General features: G+C 64.3%; 12 protein-coding genes. 4 read left to right on the top strand and 8 right to left on the bottom strand.

Annotated features, from left to right (window positions below):
• Positions 1-71: 71 nt before the first annotated feature.
• Positions 72-1679 carry a carboxyl transferase domain-containing protein gene (locus ABMA59_RS16855; RefSeq protein WP_349006540.1) on the bottom strand — a complete coding sequence of 536 codons (1608 nt, stop codon included), beginning with the start codon at positions 1677-1679 and terminating at the stop codon, positions 72-74.
• Between the two features lie 270 nt (positions 1680-1949).
• Between ABMA59_RS16855 and ABMA59_RS16850 the strand changes: the two genes are divergently transcribed.
• The gene (locus ABMA59_RS16850; protein ID WP_349006539.1) at positions 1950-3107 is read left to right on the top strand and encodes a PcfJ domain-containing protein; all 1158 of its coding nucleotides are present in this window, start codon (positions 1950-1952) and stop codon (positions 3105-3107) included.
• Between the two features lie 45 nt (positions 3108-3152).
• Here ABMA59_RS16850 and ABMA59_RS16845 read toward each other — a convergent pair whose 3' ends face one another.
• Positions 3153-4316: an isovaleryl-CoA dehydrogenase gene (locus ABMA59_RS16845; protein WP_349006538.1), complete on the bottom strand. Its 1164-nt coding sequence runs from the start codon at positions 4314-4316 to the stop codon at positions 3153-3155.
• Complete coding sequence (locus tag ABMA59_RS16840) at positions 4282-4938, bottom strand: TetR/AcrR family transcriptional regulator (RefSeq protein WP_349006537.1); 657 nt, start codon at positions 4936-4938, stop codon at positions 4282-4284. Before ABMA59_RS16840 ends, ABMA59_RS16845 begins: the two co-directional genes overlap by 35 nt.
• Positions 4939-5175: 237 nt before the next feature.
• On the opposite strand from ABMA59_RS16840, the gene ABMA59_RS16835 reads away from it, so the two are divergent.
• Positions 5176-6030 (top strand): class I SAM-dependent methyltransferase, encoded by an 855-nt coding sequence (locus ABMA59_RS16835; RefSeq protein WP_349006536.1) that lies wholly within the window; start codon positions 5176-5178, stop codon positions 6028-6030.
• Positions 6031-6070: 40 nt separating this feature from the next.
• Here ABMA59_RS16835 and ABMA59_RS16830 read toward each other — a convergent pair whose 3' ends face one another.
• Together ABMA59_RS16830 and ABMA59_RS16825 are read right to left on the bottom strand one after the other, a co-directional pair.
• Entirely contained in the window at positions 6071-7099 is a 1029-nt protein-coding gene (locus ABMA59_RS16830) for a polysaccharide deacetylase family protein (protein WP_349006535.1), read from the bottom strand.
• A gap of 13 nt (positions 7100-7112) precedes the next feature.
• Positions 7113-8372, bottom strand: coding sequence for a carboxylate--amine ligase (locus ABMA59_RS16825; protein WP_349006534.1), 1260 nt, complete (start codon positions 8370-8372; stop codon positions 7113-7115).
• A gap of 233 nt (positions 8373-8605) precedes the next feature.
• Between ABMA59_RS16825 and ABMA59_RS16820 the strand changes: the two genes are divergently transcribed.
• Both ABMA59_RS16820 and ABMA59_RS16815 read left to right on the top strand, forming a co-directional pair.
• Positions 8606-8980 carry a YciI family protein gene (locus tag ABMA59_RS16820; RefSeq protein WP_349006533.1) on the top strand — a complete coding sequence of 125 codons (375 nt, stop codon included), beginning with the start codon at positions 8606-8608 and terminating at the stop codon, positions 8978-8980.
• Entirely contained in the window at positions 8977-10251 is a 1275-nt protein-coding gene (locus ABMA59_RS16815; protein ID WP_349006532.1) for an RNA polymerase sigma factor, read from the top strand. Before ABMA59_RS16820 ends, ABMA59_RS16815 begins: the two co-directional genes overlap by 4 nt.
• Positions 10252-10344: 93 nt before the next feature.
• Here ABMA59_RS16815 and ABMA59_RS16810 read toward each other — a convergent pair whose 3' ends face one another.
• From ABMA59_RS16810 to ABMA59_RS16800, 3 genes are all read right to left on the bottom strand, one after another.
• Entirely contained in the window at positions 10345-11454 is a 1110-nt protein-coding gene (locus ABMA59_RS16810; protein WP_349006531.1) for a pyridoxal phosphate-dependent aminotransferase, read from the bottom strand.
• A gap of 138 nt (positions 11455-11592) precedes the next feature.
• On the bottom strand, positions 11593-14685 hold the full coding sequence (locus ABMA59_RS16805) for an efflux RND transporter permease subunit (protein WP_349006530.1): 3093 nt from the start codon (positions 14683-14685) through the stop codon (positions 11593-11595).
• Entirely contained in the window at positions 14682-15896 is a 1215-nt protein-coding gene (locus ABMA59_RS16800) for an efflux RND transporter periplasmic adaptor subunit (RefSeq protein ID WP_349006529.1), read from the bottom strand. Before ABMA59_RS16800 ends, ABMA59_RS16805 begins: the two co-directional genes overlap by 4 nt.
• Positions 15897-15903 lie beyond the last annotated feature (7 nt).

The raw sequence follows: 15903 nt of genomic DNA, 5'->3' as shown, positions 1-15903 counted from the left end.
ACAAATCGTGGAGATGGGGCGTTGGATTTTATGCAATTGTGCCGAGACGGTCGTTGCGCGCGGTGCCCCCATCACATCCTGAACACGCCGAACTTCGTATCCTCCATCGGCGCGTTGAGCGCGGCGGAGAGGCTCAGCGCCAGCACCTCGCGCGACCTTGCCGGGTCGATGATCCCGTCGTCCCACAGGCGGGCAGATGAATAGAGCGGGTGGCCCTCGCGCTCATATTTTTCGAGGATCGGCGCGCGGAATTTTTCTTCTTCGGCGGCGCTCCAGTTTTGGCCCTTGCGCTCAAACCCCTCGCGCTTGACCAGTGACAGCACGGTCGCCGCCTGTTCGCCGCCCATGACCGAGATGCGGGCGTTGGGCCACATCCACAGGAAGCGGGGCGAATAGGCGCGGCCGCACATGCCGTAATTGCCGGCGCCGAACGAGCCGCCGATGATCATCGTCACCTTCGGCACCTGCGCCGTGGCGACAGCCGTCACCAGTTTCGCGCCGTCCTTGGCGATGCCGCCGCCCTCGTATTTGCGGCCAACCATGAAACCGGTGATGTTCTGCAAAAACACCAGCGGGATCTTTCGCTGGCAGCACAGTTCGATGAAATGCGCGCCCTTAACAGCGCTTTCCGAAAACAGTACGCCATTGTTTGCCAGGATGCCGACCGGCATGCCGAAAATGTGGGCGAAGCCGGTGACCAGTGTCGTGCCGTAGTTCTGCTTGAACTCGTCAAGTTCCGAGCCGTCGACGATGCGGGCGATCACCTCGCGCACGTCATAGGGTTTTCGCGTGTCTTCCGGGATAATGCCGTAAAGTTCGTGCGGATCGTGAAGCGGTGGGGATGGATCGCGTAAGGCGAGGCTTACGCTCTTGGTGCGGTTGAGGTTTTTCACGATGCGGCGAGCGATCGCCAGCGCGTGTTCGTCGTCCTGAGCCAGATGGTCGGCGACGCCCGACAGCCTTGCATGCACCTCGGCGCCGCCGAGATCTTCGGCCGAGACATCCTCGCCGGTGGCGGCCTTCACCAGCGGCGGGCCGCCGAGGAAGATGGTGCCCTGGTTCCGGACGATGATGGATTCGTCCGACATGGCCGGCACATAGGCGCCGCCCGCCGTGCAGGAGCCCATGACGCAGGCGATCTGCGGGATTCCCGCCGCCGACATGGTCGCCTGGTTGAAAAAAATGCGGCCGAAATGCTCCCGGTCGGGAAACACCTCGTCCTGGTTGGGCAAATTGGCGCCGCCCGAATCGACCAGGTAGATGCAGGGCAGATTGTTTTCCCGTGCGATCTCCTGGGCGCGCAGGTGCTTTTTCACGGTAAGCGGATAATAGGTGCCGCCCTTCACCGTGGCGTCGTTGACAACGACCATGACCTCGCGGCCCTCGACCCGGCCGATGCCAGCGATCATGCCGGCGGCCGAAATGGCGTCGTCATACATGTCCCAGGCGGCGAACTGGCCAATCTCCAGAAAGGGCGAGCCGGCATCGAGCAACTGCGCCAGCCGCTCGCGCGGCAACAGCTTTCCGCGCGACGTGTGACGCTTGCGCGCTTCCTCCGAGCCGCCGCGCTGCACGGTCTCGGCCTTGGCGGCGATGTCGGCGACCAGCGCTTTCATGCGCTCGGCATTGTTGCGAAAGGCGTCGGAGGAGGGGGAGATTTGGGATTTTATCGCTGGCATCCGGTGGCTTCCTCCCTTGCGCATTCCTTGCTGTTTAGCAGCCCTAAGCAGGAAACGGCTAGCGCCATCATGTGGTACATCGACGCCACGGTTTGGCCATTGTCCTCCCCAGCGGCAGAAATCGCTTGCAACGGCAATCACTCGGGCCTAGAGAGCCCGCCCGTTCAAACGGAAAGGAGACCGTCATGCCTCGCCATCCGAGATCGACACGTTCCGTGCCGACGCTCGAATTGCGTTCGGCTGGCTGCATTCTTCCGGGGTTGAACGACAATGGCCCGTTCCACGATACGGCGCCGGCAGGAGGCCGAGCGCCAGCGTATTGAAGCCTATGAGGCGACGCTGCGGCGCGTCAGCGCTGTCGCGCGGCCGGCTCCGAATTTCGAGACGGCGTTGCGCGAAGCCAAGCGCGGTTTCGAAAGCGAAATCATCCGCGATACGTGGGTCTGGCGCCCGCAACTGAAGACGCGCGATCCGGCGCGACTGCGGTTGGCGGCGGCGCGGCATCTGTTTGCGCGATACGTGGTTCCGGCACATCTCGAAGCAGTCTGGCTTGATTGCGATGGGCTTCGTGATGACGAGATCCGGCTGCGCAAGCGCTGGTACGTCGCGGTCGCCGGCGGTGGCTCGCTCTACAAGGCGGGGGCGGGCGAGTGGCTTTCGCGTAGGGAAGTCCACTGGTTCCTCAATTCGCCCGGTGACCTCAGCTTCGACGAGGCGTTGTGGCAGGCGATCGCCCGCACCTACACCGACGATCCCGGCATCGCGCTGCGCGTCGCCAGGTCGAAGGTGGGGCGTAGGCCACGTTCGGAATTTGGCTTCTGGCGGGAAGTGGCGCGGTTTTTCTGCGCGAACCCGGTAAGCATCGAGGAGATCGACGATCTCAGCGACTACCTCGCCGACGCCTATCGGCGGAACCGCGCCTACAGCCTGAAGGGCCGCACGCTGGTGTCGATGCGGCGGCTGATGGAGCAGTGGCATCGCGACATCGCCGCCATCGAGCGGATCGAGGCGACGCGCCGCCGCGCCGCTGGACGGATCGCGCGGGCTGGCGGGCCGGCCTCTCAGGGCGAGGTCTGGCCGGGGTCGCAGCTCGCCGACTGGGAGTGGCAGCCCTCCGAGAAGGAGGCGGCGTGCCGAAACGAACGGTTCGTCGTGCGGCAGTTGAAGCACGCCGAGGATCTCGTGGCGGAAAGCCGGGCGATGCATCACTGCGTGTCGTCCTATGCGTCCAAGTGCATCGCCGGCAACGCCTCGATCTGGGTGCTGCGGCGGTGCGCCCTCGGTAAGGTCGAACGTCTGCTCACCATCGAACTCGACCCGCGAAATCGGGCTGTTCAGGTGCGCGGCTTCCGGAACCGGCTCGCCCGCCCGGACGAGCTGAAAATCCTCACGCGATGGGCCAAGTCGCGCGGGGTGTTGCTACCGTGAATGATCCCGCGCGCCGAAGATTTTTGGCGCGCGGGAGAGCCATGATCAGCCTTCCTCCGCCATCATCTCCCGCCCGATCAGCCAGCGCCGGATCTCGCTGGTACCGGCCCCGATCTCATACAGCTTTGCGTCGCGCAGGAGGCGGCCGGCGGGGAATTCGTTCATGTAGCCGTTGCCGCCGAGCAACTGGATGGCGTCGAGCGCCATGCGCGTGGCGTGTTCGGAGGCGTACAAAATGCAGCCGGCGGCGTCTTTGCGCGTTGTCTCTTTGCGGTCGCAGGCGGCGGCGACCGCATAGACATAGGCGCGGCAGGCATTCAGCGTCGCATACATATCGGCGAGCTTGCCCTGCACCAACTGGAAATCGCCGATCGCCTGGCCGAACTGGCGGCGGTCGCGCACATAGGGCATGACCACGTCGAGGCAGGCGGCCATGATGCCGAGCGGCCCGCCGGCCAGCACAACGCGCTCGTAGTCCAGGCCGGACATTAGAACCTCGACGCCGCGGCCATGCTGGTGAACGACATTCTCGAACGGCACGTCGACGTCCTGGAACACCAGTTCGCCGGTATTAGAGCCGCGCATGCCGAGCTTGTCCAGCTTCTGGGCGACCGAAAAGCCCCTCATGCCGCGCTCAATGATGAAGGCGGTTATGCCGCGCGAGCCCATGGTTGGCTCAGTCTTGGCGTAGACCAGCAGCGTTCCGGCATCTGGCCCGTTGGTGATCCACATCTTGTTGCCGTTGAGCACGTAGCGGTCGTTGTGCTTGTCGGCGCGCAGCTTCATCGACACAACGTCCGAGCCGGCGCCCGTCTCCGACATCGCGAGGGCACCGACCGTCGTCCCGGCGCATAGGCCTGGCAGGTATTTTGCCTTCTGCTCGGGCGTGCCCCAGCGGTTGAGCTGGTTGATGCAGAGGTTGGAATGCGCGCCGTAGGAGAGGCCGACCGAGGCGGAGGCGCGCGAAATCTCCTCCATGGCGACGACATGGGCGAGATAGGTCATGCCGGAGCCGCCGAAATCCGGGTCGGCGGTGACGCCGAGCAGGCCGAGCTCGCCGAACGTGGGCCAGAGGTCCATCGGGAAATCGTTGGTCCGGTCGATCTCGCCGGCCAGCGGCGCAATCTTGTCCTGCGCGAAGCGGCGCACGAGGTCGCGCAACGCGTCGACATCCTCACCCAGCGCGAAATTCAGCGTTTGCGTGTACATATTCTTTCCTCCTGCCTCCCTCGACGGTCTCGCTGGCGCCGACCAGGCGCATGGTCATGGTAAGATAGTTTCTGGTCACTTCTTCGACCGAAAGTCGCTCGTCCGGCCGGAACCAGACGATGACGCCGGTGATCATCTGGATGATCGCCATCGCCGTCAGCGCAGCGTCGCCGATGCGGAAGGAGCCGTCTTCCGCCCCGTCGCGCAGGATGCGGCGCAGGTCCTTTTCATACCCTGCACGCAGCTTGAGGATGTATGTTAGGTTTTCGTGCGAAAGGCTGCGAAGCTCCATGTTGGAGACATGGGTTGAATGCCGGCGCGTGACGTGGAAACCGATATGGTTGGCAACGAAGGCCGAAAGTTCGTCTGCCGCACCACCGTCGTCGGGGCGGGCGTTCTCCCAACTAGCGATCAGCCCTTCCATATGCTCGCGCATCAGCGTGAACAGCAGGTCTTCCTTCGTCGGAAAATAGCGATAGAGCGCCGCGGCCTGTACGCCCACCTCGGCGGCGAGCTGGCGCATGGAGACGGCCTCATAGCCGTAGCGCGCGATCAGGCTGACGGCCGCCTCGCGGATCGCCGCTTCTGTCTTTTCCCCGTCTGATCCGATGGTTCGCGCCAAGGGAGCCTCCTAGTGGAAATAATAAAACGAACGTTCAATTTATTCAAGTGAACACGCGACTGCTCTTTTCCGGCTTGGCTACAACATTTTGTGAGATCGGACCTTGCCTTGCATTCGTCCTCGCTCGTTTACGAATTGTGCAGCTTCACAATTGCAGTCTGCCATGAAACTCACGACAAGTGTCATGGCGAAGTGGGCGTTCTTTCCCCTTGCGTCGAGCAACACGCGGAGCGGATTATGCCAGAACTCGACACCGGACGCCTCGACCGCGACGGCGTTCAGGATCGTTCAGCCGGCCGGCTGGCCCGCGCGATCGGCATCCTGCGCGAGCGTGGACCGCTGGAGCCGTTCCGGCTGGTGCGCCGCCACGGGCTGGCCGCCAGCGCCGGCTTCGTCACGCGCAATGTAAGGCATCTGGTGGCCGATCGTCTTGCCCGCAATTGGGACCGCGATCACGGCGTCGACACGGCGGGTTCGATCCAGCTTGCCGGTTTGAATGTTGTCGGTACGAACCGCGATCAGGGCAACGAATGCCTCTGCACGTCGCCGAGGACGTTCGATTTCATCATGCGCAGCCTGGCGGCGGACCTCGGGGACCGGACCTTCATCGACATCGGCGCCGGTAAGTCGCGCACCCTGCTGCTTGCCTCGCGTTATCCTTTCGCCAAGATCGTTGGCGTCGAGTTCGCGCATGAACTGGTCGAGATCGCCAAGCGGAATATCACGGCGTTCCATGACCCCGGGCAGAAATGCCGCGACATTGAAGTTGTCGAGGCGGACGCGGCGGCTTACAAATTTCCGCCGACGCCGCTGGTCGTCTACTTCTACAATCCGTTCTCGAAGCGGGTCTTCGACATCGTAATCAGCAATCTGGTGGCGTCGTTGCGGGAGAATGGCCGAGCCTGTCACGTCGTCTACGGCAGTTCGAGCCATGCGGCGATCGACTGGGCAAAGCCTGCGATCCTCGCCAGCAACGCCTTCGAACAATTGCCGACTCCGCCCATGCCGGGCTTTCTGGATGCAGTGCGCAGGATCGACTACGCGGTTTTCCGCTATCGGCCTGACGGCGGCGAGGACAGGCCTGCTGCGTGATGGGTGGTACGAGCCGGAGGCTGCCGATGGAGCGAAGCGGCTACATCAGCCTGAAAGGGATGCCCGAGATCAACGCCTTGACGTAGCGCTTCTTCTGAAAGAGCCCGTTCAGCGAAACGCGGTGGAATGCGGTCGGTCGGTCCAGGTTGGATGGGGCGAGGACCCCGGGCTGCGTGGTGACCGCAATCGATAAACCGGCTTCAGCCGCTGCCTTGATCTCGCGGTCGCCGACCGCGCTCGGATAGCCGTAGGGATAGGCGAAGGCGTTCGGCCGGTAACCCACATTATTTTCAACGGCATCGATCGAACCCGTAAGCTCCGAACGCAGCCGCGCATCGTCCACGCGCCGCAGGTTGACGTGGGTGAGCGTATGGGCGCCGAAGCGCGCCAGCGGATCGGCGGCCAACCGCCGCAACTCGTCGTTGCTCATGATCAATCGGTCCGTGACGCCGAGCGGATCGATGCCATGCGCTGAGGCAAGCCGTTCGATCTGCGCGACCGCGGTGTCTTCCTCGATGGACTGGATGAGGCGGGATAGGCGTTCGAAGGCAGCGTTTTTCTGCCCCGGCGTCGCAAGCGGCAGTTCTTCCGAGCCCGTGCCGGTATCCAGGCGAATGGAAGATGCTCTTCGCAGCAGCGCCTCCGCGACCTCCCACCACAGCGACCGTGTACGTTCGACGAAACCTTCGGTGATGAAGATCGTGTAAGGCACCTTGTGCTTGCGGAACACCGGCGCGGCGAATTCGGCGTTGTTCCGATAGCCGTCGTCCAGCGTGAAGGCGACGAAACGGCGCTTGTCGTCCGGATCAGCGAGCAGGTGCGGCAGATCCTCCAGCGCGACAGGCACCAGGCCGCTTTCCTTGGACGCGGCTATGGCCTGGTCGAGGAATTCCGGGGTGACCGACAGCAGCGCGTTCGGCACGAAGCTCTCGGCGCTTTCGGGCCGGACGTGATGCAGCGTGAAGATCACGCCGCGCCCGCCCGCCTGCGGCCAGAGCGACCCGGCACGCGAGGCAGCGATGGCTTCGAGGCCGGTGCGGATGATGGCGTGCTTGAGGGCGGCTTTCATGGCAACCGGAAACTCATTGGTTGCGCAGGTTGCTGCCGGCCTGTCCGCTTTGTTCGTGAGCGGAAAGCCGAAGGACGCGCCGCGTCAGCACCCGCCAGGCGGTCACCGGAATGTCGAGCAGACCCGGAAGCGGGTCGCTGAGCGCGAAGGTGGCCCAGGCCCGCACGGTGATGAAGGATCGCAGATATTCGCCGACACCGAGTCTGCCGCGCGAGATGAGGATGGCTGCCGATACCATGTCGCGGACAAGGTACATCCAGGACGTTCCGGATCGGGGCATCGTCTGCCGGCCAGCATCGCGGCCGTTGGCAATCTCCCAGACCATTGCTCCAAGGTCGATTCCGGCCGCTGAAGCGAGCCCGAACCACGACCATGGCCGAGGGTTGACGTCGAGCAGCCGCAGGACGCCGTCGCGCTGGTCGCGTTTGAACTCGATCTCGACCAGGCCTTCATACCGGATCGAGACGAGCAGCCGGCGCGCCGCGTCAACCGCATCCGGCCGGTTCACGACCTCCACGAAGGTGCTGGTATAGCCGAAATCGACAGGATACTGCCGGCCGCGCCGTGCCGTGAATTCTGCTACCGGTTTGCCGTCGTGCCACAGCGCGGAATAGGAGAACTGGCCTTCGCCGCCGCCCGGTATGAGTTCCTGGACCACAACATTATCAACGCCTATTTCGCTGGCGGCGCGCTGCAAGACCGGGTCGAAAGAGGCGCGGTCGTCCGCCCGGATCACCTTGGCACGCGCCAGTTCGCTGTCGCCGCCGCCCATATTGGGTTTCAGAACCACCGGAAAGCGGATCGCCGCGCGCTCCGCCTCATCGATCGAACCGAACCTGTAGGTCGGCGGAAAATCGAGCGACAATTCCGCGGCGCGCCGGTAGAGCAGCGGCTTCTCGCAGACCCATTTCAGCCGGTCCCAGGCCGGCAACATGATCTTATAGGCGAGTGATAACGCTTCGATCGACTGCGAGACGAGCCGCACCTCGCCGTCGCCGCCGGGGATCAGCAGCGCGCCCGTCAGGCCGTGCTTCGCCGCGAGGTCGAGCAGGAAACCGATGGCGTTCGGGTCGCCGGGGCCGGGCCAGTCGAATTTCCGCCGGACGCGCCGCGACCAGCCGGGCAGGGGAGTGTCTTGGCTGACCAGCCAGACCGGGACATCCTTCGCGCCGAGGCTGCGGGCGAGCGCCAGCGTTCCATGCGCGCCGCCCAGGATCACAACGCCCGTGACACTGCCTTGCGGCGTCTGCCCGGGTCGTGGCTCTGGCTTCATATGGACAGCTCCGGCAACCGGCTCGCGCGATGTCCAGACGGGCCAGGCGGACCGATTGGAAGGATCGGCGTTAACTTAAACGGCGCGTCATTAACAAACGGTTCGGCGCCTTTTCGTCCGGTGTGCCGGGAGCATCTGGTGTGCCGGTTGGTTTGTCAGGGCTGCTGCATTATTTTCACGGCCATCTGTCGGAGGTGCGGTCACCCGTGCGTCCTCGAAGCGAAGGAAGAAAAATGCTCTACGCCGTGCTTTGCTACAACGATGAATCGATCACCTCAGCCTGGTCGAAGGAGGAGGACGCCGCCGTCATGGGCCGTCTCCTGAAGGTCCAGGACAAGCTTCTCGGGGAAGGCCGGCTGGGACCGGTGGCACGGCTCCTGCCGACAACCGCCGCGACGACGCTGCGCAAGACGAGGGATGAACCGATCGTCATCGACGGTCCTTTCGCGGAGACCAAAGAGCAGCTTCTCGGCTTCTACCTGATCGACGCCGATTCCCTCGATGAGGTCCTGGATGTTGCTCGTGATCTCGCGGCGGCTAACCCGGGCGTCGGCTCCTATGAAGTGCGGCCGGTCGGCTATTTTGCCGAGAACGGGGTCAAGAAATGACGGAACAGGTCTGGATCGAGGCCGCATTATCGTCCGCACGGCCTCAGGCGGTGAGCGCGCTGCTGCGCTATTTCCGCGATCTGGACACCGCCGAGGAGGCGTATCAGGAGGCGTGCCTGCGGGCACTGCGCACCTGGCCGAAGAACGGCCCGCCGCGCGATCCCACCGCCTGGCTGATCTTCGTCGGCCGCAATGCCGCGGTCGATGCGGTGCGGCGCGCCAAGAAGCAGACCGAACTGCCCGACGAGGACAAATTGTCGGATCTCGGCGACGCCGAGGCGGTGGCGGTCGAGCGGCTGGATGGGGCCGACTACCGCGACGACATTTTGCGGCTGCTGTTTATTTGCTGCCATCCCGATCTGCCGTCCACCCAGCAGATCGCGCTGGCGCTGCGCATCGTCTCCGGCCTGACGGTCAAGCAAATTGCGCGCGCTTTCCTCGTTTCGGAAGCGGCGATGGAGCAGCGCATCACCCGCGCCAAGGGCAAGGTCGGGGCTGCCGGCGTGCCGTTCGAAACACCAGGCGCGGTCGAGCGGTCGCAGCGGCTCGCGGCCGTGGCGGCCATGGTCTACCTCATCTTCAACGAGGGTTATTCGGCCGGCGTCAACGAGCGCCAGGCACGGGCGCCGCTCTGTGAGGAGGCCATCCGGCTCGGCCGGCTGCTGCTCAGGCTTTTCCCGACCGAACCCGAGATCATGGGGCTGGTGGCGCTGATGCTGCTGCAGCATGCCCGCGCCGACGCACGCTTCGACGGGGAGGGCAACGCCATCCTGCTCGACGACCAGGACCGCACGCAGTGGAAACGGCCGCTCATCTCGGAGGGCCTGGCGTTGATTGACAAGGCGATGCGCCATCGCCGTCCCGGCGCCTATCAGGTACAGGCGGCGATTGCCGCGCTGCATGCACGTGCCGCGCGGCCCGAGGATACGGACTGGCCGCAGATCGAGTTGCTCTATCGTTCGCTTGAAGCTCTCCAGCCGTCGCCAGTCATCACGCTCAACCGGGCAGTTGCGGTGTCGAAGACGGCTGGTCCGGCCGCGGCGCTGGACCTGATCGAGCCGCTGGCGGGCAAACTCTCCGGTTATTTCTATTTCTTCGGCGTCAAGGGCAACCTCCTGATGCAGCTTGGCCGGACGGAAGAAGCCCGCATCGCCTTCGACCGTGCCATTGCGCTGGCCAACACCGCGGCGGAGGCGGCCCACATCCGTATGCATCTGGACCGCCTGATGGGGGATGCCGCGCTCGTTAGTGCGCCGCGCGCGGTCAAGTGAGATTTCTTGGATGGTGCTGCAGGCAGGCGCGACCCGCAACCGTCTTAAAGGCGGAGGGGCTACCCGGCCAGGTCGTGTGGGGCTTGCTCCGCCTTAACCCCGCGCCTTGGCCAGCGCGCCGGGCAATTCCTCGGCGAAGATGTCGAGTTCGTGGTCGAGGCCGACGCTGACGCGGATGCAGCGGTCTAGTACCGGCACCATCGGCTTGCGGATGAAGACGTCGCGGGCAAGCAGGTTCTGCATGACTTTCAGCGCGAAGGCGCCGTCCGCGCCGCAGTCGATGGTCACGAAATTGGTCGCCGACGGGATCGGCGACAGGCCGTTTTCGCGCGCGATGTCTGAGATGCGGTCGCGGCCGGCTGCCACCTTGCGCTTTACCTCGGCGAGATAGGCCTGATCCGCCAACGCGGCCTCACCGGCGATCTGCGCCATGCGGCTCGTGCCATAGTGGTTGCGCACCTTCTCGAAGTCGGCGATCACTCCGCTCTCGCCGATGGCGTAGCCGCAGCGTATGCCGGCAAGGCCATAGGCTTTCGAGAAGGTCCGGAAGCAGATGTAGTTCGGGCGGTCGATGCGGATCGGCGGCTGCGCCGAGGTCGGGCCGACCTCGCCATAGGCTTCGTCAAGGATGAAGACGGTGGTCTGCGGCAGCGCCTCGGCGAAGCGGGTGATCTCTTCAGCCTCCCACCAGGTGCCCATCGGGTTGTCGGGGTTGGAGAGATAGACCATGACTGCGTTCTCGCGCCGCACGGTGTCGAGCAGGTCGTCGAGGCTCTCCTTGTTGTTGCGGTAGGGAACCTTCACGAGACGCCCGCCAAATCCGTCGACATGGAAGTTGAAGGTCGGATAGGCGCCGAGCGATGTGACGACCGTATCGCCTGGCGCCACGAAGATGCGCACGGCGAGGTTGAGCAGGCCGTCTATGCCTTCGCCGACGACCACATTCTCGATGCCGACGCCGAGAAGCTTTGAAAGCGCTGCCTTCAGATCGAAATTGTCGGGGTCGCAATACATCCACTGATCCGCCGCCACCTCCTGCATTTTTCGGATGACAGACGGCGCCGGGCCGAAACTGCTCTCATTGGCGCCGATGCGCGCGCGAAAGGCGCGCCCACTCGCGCGCTGCTGGGCCTCCGGCCCGACAAACGGCACGGTGACGGGCAGTGCGGCGACGATCGGTGCCTGTTTCGGGCGCAAGGTCATGCGGGTGTCTCTGCTGGCGGTTGGTTTGCCGGCGTGGCCGGCGAGCAGCGCATAGCAGAAAACGAAATGGCGCGCGGGGAATTTATCCTGATTTCTTCCCGCCTACACGAAAAGGGCGGCCCGAGAGCCGCCCTATTCTCAATGCACCGGCGCCGGAGCACCATGCGCCGGGGGCGCCACCGGCATCTCCGCCTTCGGGGCAAGCTCCTTGCGGGCGATGTAGGTGTAGAACATCGGCACCACGAACAGCGTGAACAGCGTGCCGATGAGGATGCCGGTAAAGATCACCAGACCCATCGAATAGCGCGCCGCAGCACCCGCGCCGCTGGAAGTGATCAGCGGCACGACGCCGAGCGCCATTGCCGCCGTGGTCATCAGGATCGGCCGCAGGCGGACCTTTGCCGAGGCGATGATGGCGTCGCGGCGCGACAGGCCATGTTCCTCGCGCTGCTGGTTGGCGAATTCGACCAGAAGGATGCCGTGTTTGGTGATCAGCCCGATCAGCGTGATCAGCCCGACCTGCGTGTAGATGTTGAGCGTGCCGAGGCCGAGATTGAGCGGCACGATGGCGCCGAAGATCGACAGCGGCACTGACATCATGATGATCAGCGGATCGCGAAAACTTTCGAACTGCGCGGCAAGTACCAGATAGATGACCAGCACCGCCGCTGCGAAGGCGATCAGGATGGTGTTGCCCTGCTCCTTCTCCTGCCGCGACTGGCCGGAATAGTCGATGAAGAAGGTATCGGTCAGGGTCTGCTTGGCAATGTCCTCGATCACCTTCAGCCCGTCGCCGGTGGTGACGCCGGGCAGCGGCAGCGCCGAGATGGTCGCGGAGTTGAGCTGGTTGAACTGCTCGATCGCCGCCGGCGAAGCATTGGTGGAAATCTTCACCACCGCCGACAGCGGCACCATCACGCCAGTCGCGCTGCGCACGAAATAGCCGCTGAGCTTTTCCGGATTGTCGCGGAACTCCCGCGGCACCTGCGGGATGATGTCGTAGCTGTTGGAATCGCGGTCGAACTGCGCCACTTCGGCGCCGCCGACCAGCAGCGTCAGCGTGCGACCTATGTCGGCGATCGGCAAGTCGAGTGCCGCGGCGCGGTCGCGGTCGATCGTCACGGTCACCTCCGGCGCGTCGAAGGCCATCGAGTTCTGGACGACGATGAAGCGGCCGGACGCCTGTGCCTTGTTCTTGATTTCTTCCGCCGCCTCGAACACCTGACCGGCATCACCGGTCGAGCGTACCACCATGGTGATCGGCAGGCCGCCGCCGGAGCCCGGCAGAGTCGGCGGCGCAAAGACAAATGCCTGCACGCCGGCAACCTTGCCAAGGCGACCCGTAATATCCGCCTGCAGTTCCTTGGAACTGCGGGTGCGCTCAGCCCAATCCTTGAAGGCGAAGCCGACGAAGGCGCTGTTTGTCGCGCCACCGAAGGCAACCGCCGAAAACAACGCCCGGTTTTCCGGAATATCCTTCACCAGGTCGTTGATCTGCTGGACATAGCGCTCAGTGTAGTCCGACGTGGCATAGCGCGGTGCCGTCACCAGCGACAGCAGAAAGCCTTGGTCTTCCTCAGGCGCCAGTTCGCTGGATGTCTTGGTGAACATGAAGCCGGTGACCGCGACCAGCGCAATCACGATCATCAGCGTCACCGGCCGGTATTTGAGCGAACCGGCGACCAGCCTTCCGTATACCCGTTCGACCCGGCTGAACACGGCGTCGATAATTCGCTGGAAACGGCCGGGGGCGCCGGCCTTGAGCAGGCGCGCCGACATCATCGGCGTGATGGTCATGGCCACGATGCCGGAAAGCACCACCGCGCCAGCCAGCGTCACCGCGAATTCGCGAAACAGCGAACCGGTCAGGCCGCCGGTGAAGGCAAGCGGCGCGAACACGGCGGCCAGGGTTATCGTCATGGCGACAATGGCCGATGAAATTTCCCGCATGCCGTTGAAGGCCGCCTGCATGGCGGACATGTGGTCTTCCTCCATGTGCCGGTGGATGTTCTCCACCACCACGATGGCGTCGTCGACGACAAGACCGATCGCCAGAACCATGGCTAGGAGCGACAACAGGTTGATGGAGTAGCCGACCGTGTAGAGCAGGAAACAGACGCCGATCAGCGCCAGCGGGATCGTGACGATCGGCATCAGCACGGAGCGGAACGAACCGAGGAACAACAGGATGACCACCACGACGATTGCCACCGCTTCGCCGATGGTCTTGAACACCTCGTCGATGGAGGCGCCGATCTGTTCGGTCGAATCGTAGACGATCTGGATCGTCATCCCTAGCGGCAACGTATCCTGGATGGTTGGGATGATCTTGTGGATCGCCGCCGCCGTGGTCAGCGGATTGGCGGCGGGCGTCGGGAAGATGGCCAGAAAGGTGCCGGGCTGGCCGTTGAACGTCACCCGCGCATCGGTGTTTTCCGCAGCCAATTCGACGCGCGCCACGTCCCGCAGCCGCACCACATTGCCGTCGGTCGAGCGCAGCGGCAGCGCGCCGAAGGCCTCGGGCGTCTGCAGCGTCGAGCGCACGGTGATCGAGGAGACGACATATTCGTTCTCGGCATTGCCCGGCGCCGACAGGAAGTTGGAGTTGTTGATGGCCGTCAGCACGTCGGCCGCCGTCACGCCGCGCGCCGCCAGCCGGATCGGATCGATCCAGACGCGCATCGAATAGTCGGCGGCGCCAAAGATTTGAACGTCGGCGACACCTTCCACCGTCGACATGCGCGGCCGGATGACGCGCTCGATGTATTCGGTGAGCTGTTCCGGCGTCATGTTCGGATTCTGCATCGAGATGTACATCATCGCGAACTGCTGGCCGGTGCCCTTGACGATCACCGGATCCTTGGCCTCTTCCGGCAAGGTGCCGCGCACGCCCTGCACCTTGGACAGGACCTCGGTGAGCGCCACGTCCGGATTGGAACCGAGCTTCATCTGCACCGTCACCGTGCTCGACGACTGGCGGCTGGAGGACGTGACGTAGTCGATGTTCTCGGTGGACGCGACGGCGCGCGCGATCGGCGCCGAAATGAAGCCCTGGATCAGGTCCGCGCTGGCGCCGGGATAGGCGGTCGTTACCGTGATCACGGTTTCGTCGACCTTTGGATACTGGCGGATCGACAGGCTGAAGATGCCCTGGAATCCGAGCAGCAGGATCATGCAGGCCAGAACGGTCGAAAGGACCGGCCGGCGGATGAAGAGATCGGAAATACTCATTGCGCGGCCGTCTTCTGATCGGGCGTGATGGTTTTGTCGACGGTGACCGCGACACCGCCGTAGAGCCGGTTCTGGCCGGCGGTGACCACGATGTCGCCGGCTGAGAGCCCGGATTTGATCTCGACCAGGCCTTCGGCGCGGCGGCCGAGCTTGACGAATACCTGCCGGGCCACGAGATTTTGTGCGGGTTCAGGCTTCGGCTCGGCAGCCATGGCGGCGCCGGAGGGAACCGGCTCTTCCTCGGCCTGGCTGACCTTCGGCTCGTCGCCGGCCGCCGGCTTGGGCTCTTCCTTCTTCGCGTCCGGCGACTGAACGACGTAGACGTAGTCGCCATAGAGGCTGGTCACCACGGCGGTCTGCACGACCGCGATCACGTCCTTCTCTTCCGGAAGCTGCACCTGCACCTGCACGAACTGGCCGGGGCTGAGTTTTCCGTCCGGGTTGGAAACCTCGGCGCGCACCGTCACGAGGCGCGTCGCCGGGTCGACCTTTGGGTCGATGCCGGTGACCTTTCCGGAAAAATCCCATTTGTCCTGGTCGGTACCGAGCCGCACGGGCTGGCCGATCTTGAGGTCGGCAAGCCGCTGTTCCGGCACGGTGAAGTCGGCGCGCATCGTGTCGAGGTCCTGCAATGTTGCGACGATGGTGCCGGGCTGCAGGTATTGGCCGACGTCGATCTTCGGAATGCCGACTGTGCCGGCAAAGGGCGCCCGCAACTGCTTCTGGTCGAGCACGGCCTGCAGCTTTGCGACATTGGCGGTCGCCGTCGCGGCGGCGGCCGCCGCCGCGTCGGCCGCCACGTCAGAGCCAACGCCGCGCTTCTGCAGCGCGGTGGCGCGGTCGAGCGCCAGCTTGCCGAGCGAAGCCGTCGCCTTCTGGGCTTCGAGGTCGGCGCGCTCCACGGCGTCGTCAAGCTGCACCAGCACTTGGTTGTCGTCGACATGCTGGTTCGCCTTGAACAGGATGGTCTTGACGATGCCGGTGGTCTCGACGCTGAGGTCGACGCCTTGCGCTGCGGCCACGGTGCCCAGCGCCTCGATGCCGGGCGTCCAGGTCATCGGCTTCACCTCCTCGGCGGACACCGTGAGCGTCGGGCGCGGCATGTTGGCGAAATAGTCCTTGATGCCCTGGTCGCGCATCATGTTGAAGCCGACGATGCCGCCGCAGACGAACACAAGCAGGACGAACGCGATGATGAAGCGGAGGATCATAGGATTA

It is taken from the genome of Mesorhizobium yinganensis (assembly GCF_040081985.1).
Lineage (GTDB): Bacteria > Pseudomonadota > Alphaproteobacteria > Rhizobiales > Rhizobiaceae > Kumtagia > Kumtagia yinganensis.
This window is presented reverse-complemented; position numbering and strand designations above follow the sequence as displayed.

Excerpts from the sequence above, each read along its gene's own strand:
- ABMA59_RS16800 (WP_349006529.1), bottom strand. The coding sequence starts at position 15,896 with ATGATCCTCCGCTTCATCATCGCGTTCGTCCTGCTTGTGTTCGTCTGC.
- ABMA59_RS16830 (WP_349006535.1), bottom strand. The coding sequence starts at position 7,099 with ATGAAAGCCGCCCTCAAGCACGCCATCATCCGCACCGGCCTCGAAGCC.
- ABMA59_RS16855 (WP_349006540.1), bottom strand. The coding sequence starts at position 1,679 with ATGCCAGCGATAAAATCCCAAATCTCCCCCTCCTCCGACGCCTTTCGC.
- ABMA59_RS16815 (WP_349006532.1), top strand. The coding sequence starts at position 8,977 with ATGACGGAACAGGTCTGGATCGAGGCCGCATTATCGTCCGCACGGCCT.
- ABMA59_RS16825 (WP_349006534.1), bottom strand. The coding sequence starts at position 8,372 with ATGAAGCCAGAGCCACGACCCGGGCAGACGCCGCAAGGCAGTGTCACG.
- ABMA59_RS16835 (WP_349006536.1), top strand. The coding sequence starts at position 5,176 with ATGCCAGAACTCGACACCGGACGCCTCGACCGCGACGGCGTTCAGGAT.
- ABMA59_RS16820 (WP_349006533.1), top strand. The coding sequence starts at position 8,606 with ATGCTCTACGCCGTGCTTTGCTACAACGATGAATCGATCACCTCAGCC.
- ABMA59_RS16805 (WP_349006530.1), bottom strand. The coding sequence starts at position 14,685 with ATGAGTATTTCCGATCTCTTCATCCGCCGGCCGGTCCTTTCGACCGTT.
- ABMA59_RS16845 (WP_349006538.1), bottom strand. The coding sequence starts at position 4,316 with ATGTACACGCAAACGCTGAATTTCGCGCTGGGTGAGGATGTCGACGCG.
- ABMA59_RS16810 (WP_349006531.1), bottom strand. The coding sequence starts at position 11,454 with ATGACCTTGCGCCCGAAACAGGCACCGATCGTCGCCGCACTGCCCGTC.
- ABMA59_RS16850 (WP_349006539.1), top strand. The coding sequence starts at position 1,950 with ATGGCCCGTTCCACGATACGGCGCCGGCAGGAGGCCGAGCGCCAGCGT.